The following is a 17,446-nucleotide window of genomic DNA, read 5'->3' as shown; positions in this document are numbered from 1 at the left end:
ATAAAGGAATATGAGATTTTTGATACTTAAATTTGGCAAAAACTATGCTATAACACGGCTAGGTAATAAATTTATAACAACAAATTAACTCTGGTTATTATGTCTTTCTAATAAATAGTATTCTATGATTAAGATACTAAAGTGAAATTAATTTGTTGATGCAGTTAAATGGATTTTAGGTGGTTACATGAAAGAGACGCTCATTCCTTCCCAAGTAGAAATAAAAACAATTGAAGGCGATGCTTATTCGTTAAATAAATCAGGGGTTCCAACAAAAGTTAATGTTGGGCAAAACCTTGAGAAAGACTCGGTCTTGTTTACTGATTATGAGGCGAAAGTTACTGTGCAAATTCACGGTAAACTCGTCACGATTGACAAAAATTGCATGAGTTGTCTCGATGACACGAAACCTGAAGACCCCCTTCAAATACAACCCATTAATGGAAAGGTGGAGCTCGACCCTACACAACCTACAGATGGTTTAGATATTGCCGCAATTCAGGCGGCAATTTTAGCAGGGGAAGATCCGACTGAAATCTTAGAAGCGACGGCAGCTGGTGACGGTGGTGGTTCTGCAAACAATGGTTTTGTTGTTATTGAGTATGGCTATTATTCAGATATCGCAACAACTAATTTCACTACCTCAAGTGCCTTTTCTTATGATAATCAAGAATACATTGATAATTTAAGTGGTGGCGATGCGAGCAATCCACCTGTAACTCCAATCATTAGCCCTAATAATTCGGGCCTTACTAAAGAAGATGAAGTTTTAGATTCTTCTGGTCAACTTGCTGTAACGAATCCTCAAAGTAATCTTTCTTATACTTGGTCAATTACAGGCAGCTCAACAAGTGAGTTTGGTTCGCTTTCTCTAAATCCAAACACTGGTCAGTGGGAATACACGCTCAATAATAGTGCTTTATCAGTTCAGTCATTAGCTAACGGTCAAATTATTACTGATGTGTTTGAGGTATCAGTTTCTGCTGGTGGAAACCTAACATCAACCCAACAAGTTACAGTAACCATTGTTGGTACCAATGACGATCCTATTATTTCTGGCATTGCGGTTGGAGAGTTAACTGAAGGTGATGTTGATGATGCAGATCCAACAGTGAGTGAAACATTAACCGTTGCTGATGTAGATACACTTGATACTCATACTTGGACTATTTTAGAAGGTGGTAATGCAACCTATGGTGTATTAACTATCAATAATGGTGTTTGGGAATATACGCTAGATAATTCTCGTGATGAGACTCAAGCGCTTGGTGTGGGCGACTCGGTAACTGAAACATTTACTATTCAAGTTGATGACGGTAATGGTGGTATTACTCAACAAGAAGTTATTATTACAATTAATGGTACTAATGATGAGCCTGTGATTAGTGGTACGAGTACAGGTCGTGTTGTTGAAGACTTAATCGCTTCTGCTGATGGACAATTAACAGCAATCGATGCTGATGCTGGTGATTCGGTATCATGGTCAGTGACGGATGGTGCAGGCACGTATGGTGCATTAACCGTTGATGCAACGGGTAAGTGGATTTATAACATTGATAATGATTTGCCATCGACTCAATCATTATCACTTGGTGAAACTCAAACAGAGACGTTTGAAATTGTTGCTGATGACGGTAACGGCGGGGTAATTAAACACACCGTAACGATAGAAGTTACTGGTACTAATGATCTTCCAGAAATTACAGACACATCAGTTGTTACTGGTGATGTTGCTGAAGTGAGTGTTTCTGCCATTGGTGATTTAGTATTAGAAGATGTTGATACGCTAGATAGCCACCTTTGGACGGTAGAACCAAACGATAACACAGAATTAGGTTCATTTAGCGTAGATTCAAATGGCCGATGGAATTTTGATTTAAATACCAATGCAGCGGCTTTCCTTGCTCTAGGTGCTGGCGAAACGTTAGATGTAATTTATGTAGTTCAAGTGGATGACCAAAATGGTGGCCTTGATACTAAAGAGGTCACAATTACAATTACAGGCTCTAACAACGGTCCAATTATCAGTGGAACAAGCACAGGATCGGTAGTGGAAGATACCGTAGCAACGGCATCTGGTGAATTAGTTTCTGCTGATTTAGATACAACCGATACAGCGACATGGTCAGTGGGAGCACCAAGTACTGGCACTTATGGTGAAATCACCGTTGATGCAAATGGTAAGTGGACCTACATCATAGATAATACCTTGGCTGCCACACAATCATTATCGGAAGGCCAAACAGAGACTGAAACATTTACCGTTATTGTTACCGATGGTAGTGGTGCACAAGCTACACAAGTTGTGACTATTGATGTAACTGGTACCAATGATCTACCAAGCGTCTCTGGCTCATCGGTAATTTCAGGTGGTGTGATAGAAGAAAGTACATTAACAACAGGCGGCGATCTGTTTGTTGATGATGTCGATACACTAGATTCACATACCTGGACCTTGCTTTCTTCAAATACCGATCCTTATGGTTCTATTGTTGTTTCGACTAATGCTGACGGTTCAGGTAAATGGGAATACACCCTTAATAATACCGCTTCACAAGTTCAAGCTCTAGCTAATGGCGAAACGCATACTGTTGAATATCAAATTCAAGTCGATGATGGCCAAGGTGGTTTAACCACTGAAACAGTTTCTATTGAAATAACAGGTACTAATGATGAACCCGTGGTATCTGGTCAATCTACTGGTCTAGTGAAAGAAGATACCGCCACTCAATCAGAGGCCGAAGGTCAACTAACCGTTGAAGATGTCGACTTAATCGATGTTCACGCTTGGAGTGTCGACAGTAATAGCGGTACTTATGGTTCGATTGCGATTGATCCTGTAACCGGTAAATGGGTCTACACCATAGACGACACATTATCAACTACTCAAGAATTGATTGAAGGCCAAAGTGTAGAAGATAAGTTCACGGTAACGGTTGATGATAACCAAGGTGGAACTGACACAATTGAAATCGTCATTACTGTGGTTGGTACAAATGGTGTTCCTGTAATTGGTGGCGATACTGTTGGTGATGTGACTGAAGATATGACACTAACTACAACAGGAACGTTAACAGCAACAGATGAAGATGCAACAAGTTCATTTAATTGGAATATCGTTGGCTCAGATACGGGTACTTACGGTAAGTTTACGCTTGATGCTGCTACTGGAGTTTGGTTATACACATTGGATAACGATGCAGCTCAATCGCTTGGTGCTGGTGATGAACCGATCAAAGAATACTATACCGTAGAACTAAGTGATGGTGCTGGTGGCGTCATTACAGAAACGGTTGAAATCACCATTAATGGCGCTAACGATAAACCAGAATTATCTGGACAAGCATTAGGTTCAGTAAAAGAAGACTCTATTGAAACCACAGAAGGCCAATTAATTGTTGATGATGTTGACTTAAGTGACACTCATACATGGGATGTTCAACCAGCAAGTGGAACCTATGGTTCTATTACTGTTGATGCAAACGGGAAATGGGTTTACACCATAAATAATACATTAGATGCTACGCAAAAATTGGCTGAGGGAGAAGCGGGCGAAGATAAGTTCATTGTCACGGTTGATGATGGGCAAGGTGGAACGGCTCAAAAAGAAATCGTTATTTCGCTAGAAGGAACTAACGATTTACCTACCGTTGTAGATAGTAATGATACCGGTACTGTAGTTGAAGATGGTGTTCAAACGATTTCAGATATCTTAGTTGTTAATGATGTAGATGATTCAGATACACACAATTGGTTTGTTATCGGTGCAGATGAATCTAAGTTAGGTAATTTCTCTATTGATGCAGCTACTGGTAAATGGACTTATGTTCTTAAAAATGATGAAGCTCAGCTACTTGCAAAAGATGAAACGGTTGTTGAAAGTTTTGTTGTAGTCGTGGGTGATGGAAATAACGGTTATGCTCAGCATACTGTTGAAGTTACCATCATAGGCACTAATGATAGCCCCGAGATTACAGGTAGAACAACAGGTACGGCAGTCGAAGACATTATACCGACAGCAACGGGCGCATTAACTGCAGTTGATGTTGACTTTACGGATACGCATACTTGGCTTGTTGATGGCGGTGGTGTTGGTAAATACGGAACCATGACGGTAGACGCTAATGGGAACTGGATTTACGCATTAGATCCATCAAATCCTGATACTCAAGCACTAGCTGAGAACCAACAAGAATTTGAAACATTTACCATAGCGGTTGATGATGGAAATGGTGGAACTAACGCCATCATGATCACTGTTGAAGTTTTAGGTACCAACGATGCCCCGATTATTGGTGGTAAAACAACAAGAACAATTACTGAAGATGGTAATAAAGAGTCAGTTTCTGGTCAATTAACTGATGGTGATGTTGATACGACAGATACCCATGAATGGACATTATTAACCGATTCACAAGGTTTATATGGTTCATTGTCATTAGATACTAATGGTAAGTGGACATACACTATAGATAATTCTCTTACAGCAACTCAAGGCTTGCTTTCTGGTCAAACCGAAAAAGAAAAATTTATTATTCAAGTCGAAGATCAATATGGTGAAATTGATACCGTTGAAGTAACCGTAAAAGTAAAAGGGACAAATGACACCCCTGAGCTATCTGGTGAATTAACTGGAATTATAGAAGAAGATTCTGTGATTACTGAAATTGATGGGCAACTGTATCCAGATGATCAAGATATTGGTGATACTCATACATGGTCGTTAGATTCAAGTACGGGTTCGTACGGAACATTGACATTAGATACTAATGGTAAATGGGTTTATGTTCTTGATAATGATAAAAGTTCGGTACAGTCGTTGTCTGAAGGTGAAAGAGTTCAAGATACCTTTACGGTAACCGTTACTGATGGATTTGGTTCTTCAACCTCAAAAGAAATTATTATCGATGTTATTGGTGATAATGATAAACCATCGATCGCGGGTGCAACAACGGGCAGTACAATTGAGGGTACTGCTGGAAAAGATGTCGCAACCGGAGAGTTAACCTCTGTAGATATTGATACTTTAGATGATCATACATGGTCAATCCTTACACCTGAGGGTGTTTACGGTGCGTTAAGTATTGATCCGAACACTGGAATGTGGACATATCAACTAGATAATTCAAGACCTGCAACAATCGGGATCTCTTCAGGACAAATCGTTCAAGATAAGTTTGTCGTTGAAGTGGACGATGGAAATGGCGGCACCAATCAAATTGAAGTGATTATTGATATAGCAGGAACAAACAGTTCGCCGGGCATTATTGGTGATACCTCCGGTGAGATTAAAGAAGACGCTGCAAATAATGAAATCACAGGAGAATTGAAGTCTGGCGATCTTGATTCAACGGATGTTCTCGAGTGGGAAATTATTGGTGCAGCAGGTCAATATGGTCAATTTAGCATTGATCAAGACGGTAATTGGACTTATGCACTGAATAACAGTAATGGTTCTGTTAATGGGTTAAAAGAAGGGGCAGAGCTTGTAGATACCATCATGGTAAAAGTTACAGATTCATTTGGTGAAGCATCAGAAGTTGAAGTCAAAATTACTATAGAAGGAACGAATGATGCGCCAGTATTAAGTGGTGCATTGACAGGTACGGCAGTTGAGGACCAAACAACCGTTATTGAAGGACAGTTGCAAACATCGGATCCTGATATCGGAGATACCCATGGTTGGAATCTTGATAATGGCGTCGGTCAATATGGATCGCTAACCATGGATTCAAGTGGTAAATGGACTTACTCTTTAACGAATTCATTACTGGCAATTCAAGCTCTTGGCCCTAACGATACTCTTACCGAAACATTTACGGTAACAGTAACAGATTCACAAGGTGTCGCATCAACTGATAATGTAGTTATTACTATTCAAGGTACGAACGATCTTCCTGAAATTACCGGTGGGACAACAGGCGAGTATATTGAAGATAATACGACAGACCAAATACCTGGAACCGTTTCTGGTCAGCTTGTGGCAACCGATGTAGATGCTGGAGATACAACCTCATTTGAAGACCGAACTTATGTAGGTAACTATGGTACGTTTTATCTTGAAGCTGATGGCTCATGGAAGTATGTAATAGATACTGACTCTGCTGCTATTCAATCATTAAATGAAGGTGAAAAGATTTCTGAAACGTTCACTGCTGTTGTCCATGATTCTAACGGTGGATTTACGAGTGAACAGATAGATTTCACCATTATAGGTACTAATGATTTACCGGTTGTGTCAGGTGATAATTCAGCAACCGTGATTGAAGATGCTCAAGACTTTCTTCCTGATGGTGAGACGTTTAATGGTCAATTTACTAAAGTTACAGGTAATGTGATTGCTGATGATATTGATTTAGGTGACGACGTTGTCAGTTGGCAAGTAAGTAATGGCAGCGGTGTTTATGGGATCTTTACTATTGATGCCAACGGTCAATGGACTTACTTATTAGATAACACTGATCCAGATACGAATGCATTGAATTTTGGCGATATAAAAACAGAAACATTCCAGGTTACGGCAACAGATAAACATGGTGGCGTCTCTGAACCGTTCGACGTAACAATTACGATCGAAGGCAACACAGATCCAGGCGGCGGCGGTGGTGGCTCTTATGATGAAACGATTAATATCGATTCAATAGAAGAAGGTGTTGATGGCGATGGAGATGTAATCGGCGGTGGTAGTTCCGGCACGATAGATCTTCCTAGTGGCTGTGAAATTATCAGTGTCGATGGAACCTCCTCGGTTGATGGTGGATTATTTGGTTCATTAACCGTTGATAACGATGGTAATTGGGTTTATGACGTTGCTGATGATAAATCGTATGTAGATTCGTTATGTGAAGGCCAGAAGATTACAGAGAAGTGGGCGGTTACAGTACAGACAGACTGCGGGCCAAAAACCATTTTAGTTAACGTTACCATTACAGGTTCTAATGATATCCCTGTGATTATTGCTGACACACCAACAGGTGAGTTAGGAGAGGTGGTTGAAGATGGTATCCTTGAAGTTTCTGGTCAGTTAGAAGTCGTTGATCCTGATACATGTGATAGTCATACATGGTATTTAGTTGATGTCGACGGAAATAAGATTGGAGCTTTAGACTCAAGTGGTGAAAACATAGTAATCCAAGGTACTTATGGAGAGCTAACACTGAATCAAGCAACAGGCGACTGGACGTATGTACTTGATAATGATAACCCACTAGTACAAGCCTTAACGCCAGATCAAATTGAAAAAGAGTATGTACGTGTTGTAGTTGAAGACGATAAAGGTGCCGTTAGTGCAGATTCAACAATAAATATTAATGTAATTGGTGTAGCGGATGACGTTCCTGCGGTTGCTATTATTGAAGATATTGATTTCAAAGAAGATGGAAGCCCATTAACTCAAACTGGGGTGTTAGATGATGTTGCAGGTTTAACACCAGATCTCACTTGGAACCTTGTTACAGGTGATGGTTCATATGGACATTTAACGTTAGATAGCAACGGTAATTGGACCTATGTTTTAGACAATGATTCGTTAGCTGTTCAACAGCTAAATGAAGGCGAAAAGGTTACTGATACCTTTAGCGTTACCGTTGTCGATAAGTTTGGTAAAACGGTTGTTGATGAAAATGGCGACCCGGTAGAAATGATCTTCAAAGTGGAGGTTACAGGCACAAATGATGCGCCAGAGATATCAGGCCAGTTGAATGGAACTATCTCTAATATAGATTCCGATAGCAAAATATCAGGAAACCTTAATGATGGTGATGTAGATACCGGTGATACTCACACTTGGAGTGTAACTGATAACCAAGGTGATTATGGGCGTCTTGTATTAATTAATGGGAAATGGACATATACCTTAGACACCAGTTTAGATGCTGTCAAAGTGTTAGGTATCGGAGAAACATTAACGGATACTTTTGAAGTGACAGTTAAGGATGCCGCTGGTGAAATGTCTACAGAAACCGTGACAGTAACCATTGACGGGTCGAACTTACCGCCAGAAATAGCTCAAGATGATCAAATTATCATGGAGCTAAAAGAAGACGAAACAATAACAGATTCCAAAGTATTGACTGTAACCGATCCAAATGGTGACGATGTTACTTTTGATGCGAAAACATTAACGGGTACTTACGGTACTTTTACCGTTGATGCTAATGGTGTTTGGACTTACACCTTAGACAATGATGCAGCCCATATTCAAGGATTAAAAGAAGGTGAAGTGGTTTCAGAGGTCTTTACCGTATTTGCAGTAGATGTTCATGGTGCAAAAACAGCTCAACAAGTCACCGTTAATATTACGGGTACCAATGATATACCTAAAATTTCTGGTATGGACACAGGCTCAGTTGAAGAGGCTGATGGCAGTTCTACTTCTGGAAACTTCGTAACATCAGATGTTGATGTTGGTGACAATGTAGTTGTTTCCTCTGGTGCACAAGGGAGTTATGGTTCAGTCAGCGTAGATAATAATACTGGTCGCTGGACTTATACGGTAGATGGAAATGATCCTACGGTTAATAGCTTATCAAAAGGTGAAACGTTAACCGATACAGTTACCATTATCGCAACGGATGACGAAGGTGAAACATCTGAAATGACCATCACCATTACTATTAATGGAGAAAATGATGCACCAAATCTAGTCGTAACGACACCTCCTCAATTAACTGAAGATGTTGGAGCAACAGCACCAGCAACTATTGAAGTAACAGGTAATTGGGATAATGGTGACCCAGACACACTAGATACACACTCATGGCAAGTGTTGAGCGGTGATGCTTTAGGTACATTAACCTTTGAACCAAATGGTGATTATAAATTAGTCGTAGATAATACCGCGTTAGAGATCCAGCAACTGGGCGTTGGTGAATCGTTGGATCTAACCTATACCGTTAAAGTGACTGATGAACATGGCTTAAGCAGTACGCAAGATATTACCTTTACTGTTAATGGGACAAATGACGATCCTGAAGTGGTTAGTACTAGTGTTCTCTCTGTTGATATTGAAGAAGATGGTACTTTGACTCAATCTGGACAATTAGATATTACAGATATTGATATTTCAGATACAACGTTTGAGTTTGATGTCATTACTTCTCCAGTAAATGCTTATGGGACAGTGACTGTTGATGCAAATGGTAAATGGACTTACGTATTAGATAACGATAAAGCACAAGATATCGGTGATGAAGTTATAACTGAAACGTACACTATTCAAATCGATGATGGGAATGGTGGTGTAATTACACAAGACGTTACCGTTAATATTACAGGTACAGATGATGACCCTATTATCGATACGACAATTCCTCAAGTGACAGACGGTACGGTAGTTGAAGACGGAACACTGACTGCAACAGGTCAAGTTTCTTATGTGGATCCTGAAGGGGATCTAATCAATTACAATGTGATTAATCCACCGACTTCACCTTATGGAACCTTTACTGTAGATGAAAATGGCGTATGGACGTATGAGTTAGATAATACGTTAGCTCAAGAGATTGGCGCTGCAGGGACTCAAGAAACGTATACTATCGAAGTAACTGATCAAACTGGTGGAACAATACAGCAAGTCATCACTATCAATATAACAGGTGAAAACGATGCACCAACGATTAATGCATCGAGCGTAATCATTGGAAGTGTTGAAGAAGATGGTACCGCAGCGGCTATTGGTCAATTAGATGTATCAGATATTGATTTAACTGATACCAACTTTTCTTACACGGTTATATCGGGTCCAAATACAGCGACAACATCAGGCAATATTGTAGGTTTATATGGCGCTTTAACCGTTGATGGTAATGGTGAGTGGACCTATTTACTTGATAACGATAAAGCACAAGTGCTAGGTGATACGATTGCAAAAGAAATATTCACAATCGAAATTTCAGATGGTAATGGTGGAACGGTAACTCAAGATATTACAGTTAGTGTGACTGGTCATGATGATCAACCTATTGTTGATGCCGGAGCAACGCAAGAAACGACTGGAACGGTTGTCGAAGATGGCGAATTGCATGTTGAAGGTACAATTAAATATCTAGACCCTGAGGGGACGGATGTCGGTTATACCGTTTCAACTTCATCTGTACCTACCTATGGAACATTTAGTGTTAATCCAACATCAGGAAAATGGGAATATGACTTAGACAATACATTAGCACAAGCCATTGGTGCTGATGGGGCACAAGAGTCTTTAATTATTGATGTAACTGATGCAACAGGTCAGGTAACCCAGCAAGTAATAACTATTAATATTGCCGGTGAAAATGACTTACCAGTAATTACTGGAACCAGTACTGCAGATGTAAAAGAAGGCGTTGTTGAAACGGTTACAGGCCAATTAAATGCAACCGATATAGAGAGTGATTCAATCACATGGCAAATTGCTTCTACCTCATCAGCAACAGGTACTTATGGAACGTTAAATATAAATGCTGCTGGGCTATGGACATATGTATTGCTTGAAGACAGCACATTGGCACTAGCTGCTGATACGACAGATGAGTTTATCGTAGAAGCATCGGATGGAAAAGGTGGGATTACCCAACAAGTCATCACTGTTACCGTCGCTGTTCCTAATGTGATTCAAGGTGTATCGGGCTCAGATATTTTAACAGGGACTGCTAATGATGAATTCTTATTTGGTAATCCATTAGATTTATCTGATGTAGGCACAGCAGATACATTTGCTTGGACTAATGCATCTATTGGTGGTGATTTAGCAAGAGATGTAATTAAAGATTTTGACCTTAATAGTGACAAAATTGATTTAAGTGATATTGCTGATATTACAACGGTATGGGATCTCTCTTTATTAGCCTCTCAAATTCAGATTACAGAAGTTGATGGTAATACAGAGATATACATAAATGAAAGTGGCAATACGGTTCAAACGATTGTAGTGGATGGTATTACTTTAGATGAATTAGCAGGAGAGCCAACAGGCTCAATGACAGATGAAGAAAAACTTAACGCTCTGACAAATTCAGGTCATCTAGTCGTCTCTGATAACTATGGTAACGATGCGGACAATGTATTATACGCTTCAGGTCAAAATGATATTTTAACTGGTGGTGGCGGTAACGATATATTCTATTTCGCAGATGAAGTCGCAGGCAGTTCGGTTTCGCCAGCTCAAACATCGATTGCTGATTTTGCCGTTGATGGAGTAGCTGCTAATAATGAAGCAGATATCCTTGATTTAGCAGAGTTACTTCCAGATTCAATTCAAGCAAACTCAACAATGGATGATATGTTGCAGCACATTAATGTAAATATTGATGATGGTAATTCGCAAACCGTATTATCGGTGACTGATGAGCTAGGAAATCAAACCGACATAACCTTACAAGGTGTTGATAGTACAACACTTGGAATTTCTGATTTAGGCTCTATGAGTGATCAAGATATCTTAAGTACACTTTATAATGATTTTAATATGTTTAAAGTAGATTAATCACTTTTGAAGTAGTGAAAAAAAGGCGAGAAGGGTAATCCTTCTCGCCTTTTTTATTAATCTTTCATTTGATTATTGAGTAGCTTGCTGGCTAATGTGAGTGTTATACAACTCGACAAGCAAAACCTTTAAGGTAGAAACCCTCAGGGTAAGCTGAATCAAGAGGGTGATCCGCTGCTTGCTCAAAACGTTCAACAAATTGTACAGTGCGGTGTGCATCTAGTGCCGCATCGGCAATGATTTTTTGGAATAAGCCAGCATCCATTAAACCAGAACAAGAATACGTTAGTAACGTGCCACCTGGATTAAGAATTTGCATTGCAAGCATATTGATGTCTTTATAGCCACGACATGCACCAGTTAGCTGGTTTTTAGATTCAGCGAATTTTGGTGGATCCATGATAACAACATCAAATTTAGTGCCGTTATCACGGTATTCACGTAATAGCTTAAATACGTCAGCGTTTAAGAATTCAGCTTTAGATAAATCAAAACCATTAATTTCAGTATTGTTCTTCGCATTATCAAGCGCTAGTTGAGAAACATCCGCATTGATAACGTGTTTAGCGCCACCTTTAAGCGAATACAAACCAAAACCACCCGTGTAAGAGAAACAGTTAAGTACTGTTTTGTCTTTTACGTATTTACATGAACGCTCACGGCTATCACGTTGATCAAGATAAAAGCCTGTTTTGTGGCCATTAACGATATCAACGTTAATTTTAACGCCGTTCTCTTCAATGATTACAGATTCTGGTGGCTCTTCACCGTGTAGAACGCCAGTACGTTGTTTTAGTCCTTCTTTTTTACGAACAGAAACATCAGAACGTTCATAAATATTACAATCTGGGTAGCATTCGATTAAGGCCTCAACTAATAAATCTTTAGTCGCTTCAGCACCAGCACTTAAAAGCTGACACACAAAGTAATCTTGGTAACGATCAATCGTAATACCTGGTAAGCCATCAGATTCAGCAGCGATTAGACGATAGCCAGTCAGACCTTCGCGCTCAGCAAGAACATCACGTAAGCCTTGTGCTTGATTTAAACGACGAACAAAAAAGTCTTTGTCGATAGCTTCATTTTTATCAAATGTCCAAACACGAGCGCGAATTTGAGATTGTGGAGAAAATGCACCACGAGCCAGCCATTCACCGCTGTTTGAATAGATCTCAACTGCTTCACCTAGCTCTGCTTTCCCATCAATGCGGTCAATACCGCGAGAGAAGATCCAAGGGTGACGACGACGTAATGATTTATCACGTCCTTTTGCTAAATAAATTGAAACAGTCATGTTTGATGCTCGATTACGAAAAATAGAAAGCTATTCTCTGTGAACTATCTCATAAAAGCAATGAATAATAAGAGAGGGTAAGGAAAGTATACTGAAAAGAAGAGACTGAATTGGCAAAAAATGGAGAGGGGGTTAACCTCTCCATGTTAAGTGAGTTATTTGTGATTAATTAACCGTAAAAAGCTCAAGTTGAGATCGTTGCTTCTCCGCCAACTCAGATAAGAAGTTCGACGCTTTACTTGATTCCTCAATTCCGGTCACGTTCTGATTAATAATATCTTTGATACCTACAACCGTACCGCTGATTTCTTCAACCGCATTAGACTGTTGTAATGCTGCTGATGCCATTTCAGTCGAGTTACTATAAATAGACTGAATTGCAGTATTAATATCAGTTAAGTGTTCATAAGATTGAATTGAAGTTTCACGAGTTACCGTAATAGTATCCAAACATAGGTCTACTTTTTCACTCGCATCGACGGAATGCGCTTGCAGTTCCGAAATGATTTTCTGAATATGAACGGTAGATTGCTGTGTTTTACCTGCCAGATTTCTTACTTCATCAGCAACAACAGCAAAGCCGCGGCCCATTTCGCCAGCACGTGCCGCTTCGATTGCCGCATTTAATGCTAATAAATTGGTTTGCTCTGAAATATTATTAATTACAGTAGCAACTTCTTCAATGCTTACACAGTGAGTTCGTAAATTCTCAACAACCAGAGCGGTCTCTGTTAATTGCTCGGTTAAATCATCCGCACGGCTCTTGTTTTGCTCTGCAATTTCTTGGCCTAATTGACATAGTGACGCCGCGTCAGTTGCTTGCACTTCAGTATTTTTAGCAGAACTTGCCACTAAGTTTGAAGAAGCAGACAGCTCTGTTACTGCAGCGGCAATCTGTTCAATTTGAGCGCTTTGCTCTTCAGCGTTACTAGAGCTTTGTGTCATAACACAAGCCAGCTCAGTAGAAGAGGAAGCAACATCGTTACTTTGCTCTCTTACGGAACTTACCATTTTAGCCATATTACGAATTGATGAATCTAGATTCATAGCAAGAACAGCTAATTCATTACTACCAGATAAGTGGGTTGGAGTGGCTAAATGTTGTTGAGCCATCGCTGAAATGGTTGCTGATATACGACTAAGTACACTATTAAGGCTACGAGCTAGTAAGAAGGCAATAATCGATGAGAGCAAAGCAGCACCAAACCATGACCAAATTTGGGTATGTTGCACGTTTTGGCTTGCATTTAATGATTGTTGGTTTAAGTTTTGAGTATGCTTAATTTGTCGTAAACTAATGGAAGAAATGATCTTAGTCGCATCACCTACAATAGCGCTGCGCAGTTTTGATTCACTCTTTGTTTTAGTAATTGTATCAATAGCTAGATAATATAAATTTTCATATTGACTAAAAGTTTGAGTTTTAAAATTATTGATTGCTTCAATATGATTATATTTAGTTAAAAAAGCATTAATATTTGCTAAATGTTTATCTGCTACCGTTTGCTCTGTTAAGTCTCGACCGCTCACAATTCTACTTAAAGCATCATAGAATTTTTCGATATCGGTAGAAAATGAAAGACTGAGAGTATCCCATTCTGGATCAGAGTTTCCGTAAATACGGCTTGTTGAAGTAAGCGTGTTAATTAATGGCTGCCAGAATACAGGTATGTCTAAGTAGGCTTGATGTAGTGTAATTAATAGATCAATTGATATATTTAAACTACTTTCATAATCGGAAAATAATGTTTGAAGTTGTTGAAGATCGGCTCTTCCATCTTGAGATAACATCTTTGATGTAAGAATTGAGGTTTCAATATGCTGATCTGCAGTTACGAAAGCGTCATGTAAGCCTATTTGGGCTTTAAGCATTTCATCACCCGCTTCAGACATAGTATCACGGTTATGCACTCGAATTTCTTGCCAGTAAAAACGTAATTGCTCTATTTCTGAACTTAATGTTGCTCGTTGTCCTGTTTGTATAATGTTATTTTCTACTATCATATTGCGTGAGTTGATGAGAAAAGCAACAATAGCGAAAAGCACTAAGGATACGATAACAGGAATTGATAATAAGGTAAGTAATGGTTTATTGAGCGATGTTTTAGTTAAAAATGATTGGTTCACTTGATCTCTCCTGATTATATGCTGATCTTTATTTGTTTTTCATATAATCAAAAATATTGTTTATATAGCTATCTGATTGTACAGATAGCAAGCATTTCACTCTGAAATAACTTGGCTGTGAATTTATAGTAAATAAAAAAATTAAATGTGATCTACCTCTGATTTTTTTTGCAGTCCTGTCTTACATATGTAACGAAATGTACAATATCGTCAAAAAAAAGTTGACACTTTTATTTTTATTAGTTGCTGGCTTTATGAAGGTGTTTTTTACCATCTATAAAAAATGCAGTAATAAAATCAATCATTACTGCATTAAAATATTGAAATGTTAGGTTTTTAGCGACTTAAGCTTTCAATCCATTAAGAAGTAATTCTAGATCTTGGCCTTTTAAGCGTAATTGCTCAATGTTAGATTCAGAATCTTTAATCATTTGGTGAACTTGATTAGATTGAATACGAACGTCTTCAACGGTAGAAGCAATACTCATTGCTACTTCGCCTTGCTGGCTAGCCGCTGTTGCAATCTCATTGTTACTTTGGGCTATCGTATTGTTACGATCGGCAATATTTGAAATATCGTTATGTACATGCTGCATTAACTCTTGGCCAGTTTCAGCATTACTCACCGTATTCGATGTTAGTGTTAATAATGATTTACTGTTTGTTTGCAGTGCTTCTATCATTGCTTGGATCTCAACCGTTGCTTGTTGAGTTCGGCTTGCTAAGGTTCTAACTTCATCAGCAACGACAGCAAATCCACGACCTTGTTCACCCGCACGTGCCGCTTCAATCGCAGCATTTAAGGCTAATAAGTTTGTCTGTTGTGAAATACCATTGATAGTCGCAACGGCATCATCAATTTTTGCTGCATTGTTGTCTAGCTCTTGTACCGCATGCGCAGCTTGATTGATTTCTTCCGATAAATGACGAATTGCTTGTACTGCAGAATCTACTTGGGATTGGCCAAAGCGAGCCGAATCCATTGCATCTGTAGATTGAGAAGAAGCTTCGTGAGTGTAATTAGCCACTTCTTGAATTGATGTCGCCATCTCTTCTGTTGCACTAGATAGAAGGTCAAGTTGCGCTAACTGTTTATCAGAGGCATCTGAGCTTCTATGGCTGTTTTGGCTTAATTCCGAGCTCATTTGCTGAATAAGAGCCACTGACTCTTGCATAGCCAATACTAATTGTTGTTCACGGTCTGCTAATTTATCAATGGTAATCGCAATAGTACTGAACTCATCTCGTACAGGAAAATAGTTCATACGCTGTGTTAAATCACCAGACTCAAGTGTCTCTAATGCTTTATTCATAGCAAACATCGCACCGCCAATGAAGGTCATAATGTAATAAACACTAATAGCCATGACTAATAAAACAACGATGATCAAAGAGACTTGTAAGGCAGATAATGAAGACCAAAGTGTCACATTTGAATTAGCACTGATGCTATAATTTCCAGAGTTAACAGCAGCACTGTGGTCGCCAGAGCCAACAGAAAACTCAGCAGATTGAGACAAAAGGGTGATGGCATCTTGACGAGAAACTTGTTGTTGGTCCAACATAGAAGCAATAAATTGAACTTCATGCTCTAATGTTTCAGCCATCATGCTATCAACAGCAGAATCCATAATTGCTGTTAGGCTTAAAAGGGCGATAATAGGAAGTAAAAAAAGTAGATAAAACTTTTCTTGAATTTTTAGATGGATAAGGTATTTATCAATCCAACGAAATGCTGACTCTTTCATATGAAATCCGTATATATGATGGGGAAATTGATGTTATCTCATAATTAAGAAAATTTTATTATAAATTATAGCTATAGGTGAGTTATGTCGCAAAAATCAGTTAAGTTTAGTGTAAAGGGAAAAGTACAGCGGGTTGGTTTCCGTTTTCATACCGCGCATACCGCATTGAAACTAGGGTTAACTGGTTATGCTAGAAATCAAACTGATGGTTCGGTTGAGGTACTGGCTTGTGGAGAAGAAGAAAAGATAAATGCGTTAGCTGAATGGCTAAGAGTTGGGCCTCAATTGGCTCGTGTCAATTCACTTGAGCAAGTTGAAACCCAGTGGCAAGAGTTATCTGATTTTAAAATGTATTAAAATCATAACTATTTATAAATAAACATTTATAGGCATTTTGCAGGTTTTGGTAAGCCAGCTAACTTGGTTGCTTGTTTTGCCGGGCCTAATTTGAATAACCTAAACAGATATTTGCTGTTGCCTTTTTCTGGCCCATGCTCTTTTTCCATCGCTTTTACTAGCATACGAACAGCAGGTGATGTTTTAAACTCTTCATAAAAAGAGCGAACAAAACGAACCACTTCCCAATGCGCTTCTGTTAATTCAATATTTTCTTCCGCAGCTAACATAGGTACTAACTCTTCACACCAATCAGTATGATTCATTAGATACCCTTGAGCATCGCGTTCAATATGCTTACCGTTAAATTCCATACAACTATCTTAATGGTTAGGATTAATCTATTGAGTTTAGCAAACAGATATCAGTTCGAGCAATCGAGAATTATTACATTTAAGTAAAACAGATTTTTATCTC

General features: G+C 39.0%; 6 protein-coding genes. 2 read left to right on the top strand and 4 right to left on the bottom strand.

Features of this window, described 5'->3' with window-relative positions:
- Window positions 1–187 precede the first annotated feature (187 nt).
- Window positions 188–11,464 (top strand): retention module-containing protein, encoded by an 11,277-nt coding sequence (locus PVK71_RS10865; RefSeq protein ID WP_274418472.1) that lies wholly within the window; start codon window positions 188–190, stop codon window positions 11,462–11,464.
- A 103-nt stretch (window positions 11,465–11,567) separates the two neighbouring features.
- Here PVK71_RS10865 and PVK71_RS10860 read toward each other — a convergent pair whose 3' ends face one another.
- The 3 genes from PVK71_RS10860 to PVK71_RS10850 form a co-directional block, all read right to left on the bottom strand.
- A complete protein-coding gene (locus tag PVK71_RS10860) occupies window positions 11,568–12,758 on the bottom strand; it encodes a class I SAM-dependent methyltransferase (protein ID WP_274418471.1) in 1,191 nt (396 codons plus the stop codon).
- Between the two features lie 165 nt (window positions 12,759–12,923).
- Window positions 12,924–14,885, bottom strand: a complete 1,962-nt coding sequence (locus PVK71_RS10855) for a methyl-accepting chemotaxis protein (RefSeq protein ID WP_274418469.1) — start codon at window positions 14,883–14,885, stop codon at window positions 12,924–12,926.
- Window positions 14,886–15,229: 344 nt separating this feature from the next.
- Window positions 15,230–16,633, bottom strand: a complete 1,404-nt coding sequence (locus PVK71_RS10850) for a methyl-accepting chemotaxis protein (protein ID WP_274418468.1) — start codon at window positions 16,631–16,633, stop codon at window positions 15,230–15,232.
- 84 nt (window positions 16,634–16,717) lie between these two features.
- Between PVK71_RS10850 and yccX the strand changes: the two genes are divergently transcribed.
- A complete protein-coding gene (gene yccX / locus PVK71_RS10845; protein ID WP_274418467.1) occupies window positions 16,718–16,990 on the top strand; it encodes an acylphosphatase in 273 nt (90 codons plus the stop codon).
- A gap of 26 nt (window positions 16,991–17,016) precedes the next feature.
- Here the strand turns inward: yccX and PVK71_RS10840 are convergent, their stop codons facing one another.
- On the bottom strand, window positions 17,017–17,343 hold the full coding sequence (locus PVK71_RS10840) for a TusE/DsrC/DsvC family sulfur relay protein (RefSeq protein ID WP_274418466.1): 327 nt from the start codon (window positions 17,341–17,343) through the stop codon (window positions 17,017–17,019).
- Window positions 17,344–17,446: the final 103 nt, after the last annotated feature.

This window comes from Aliivibrio sp. S4MY1 (assembly GCF_028765545.1).
Taxonomy (GTDB): domain Bacteria; phylum Pseudomonadota; class Gammaproteobacteria; order Enterobacterales; family Vibrionaceae; genus Aliivibrio.
This window is presented reverse-complemented; position numbering and strand designations above follow the sequence as displayed.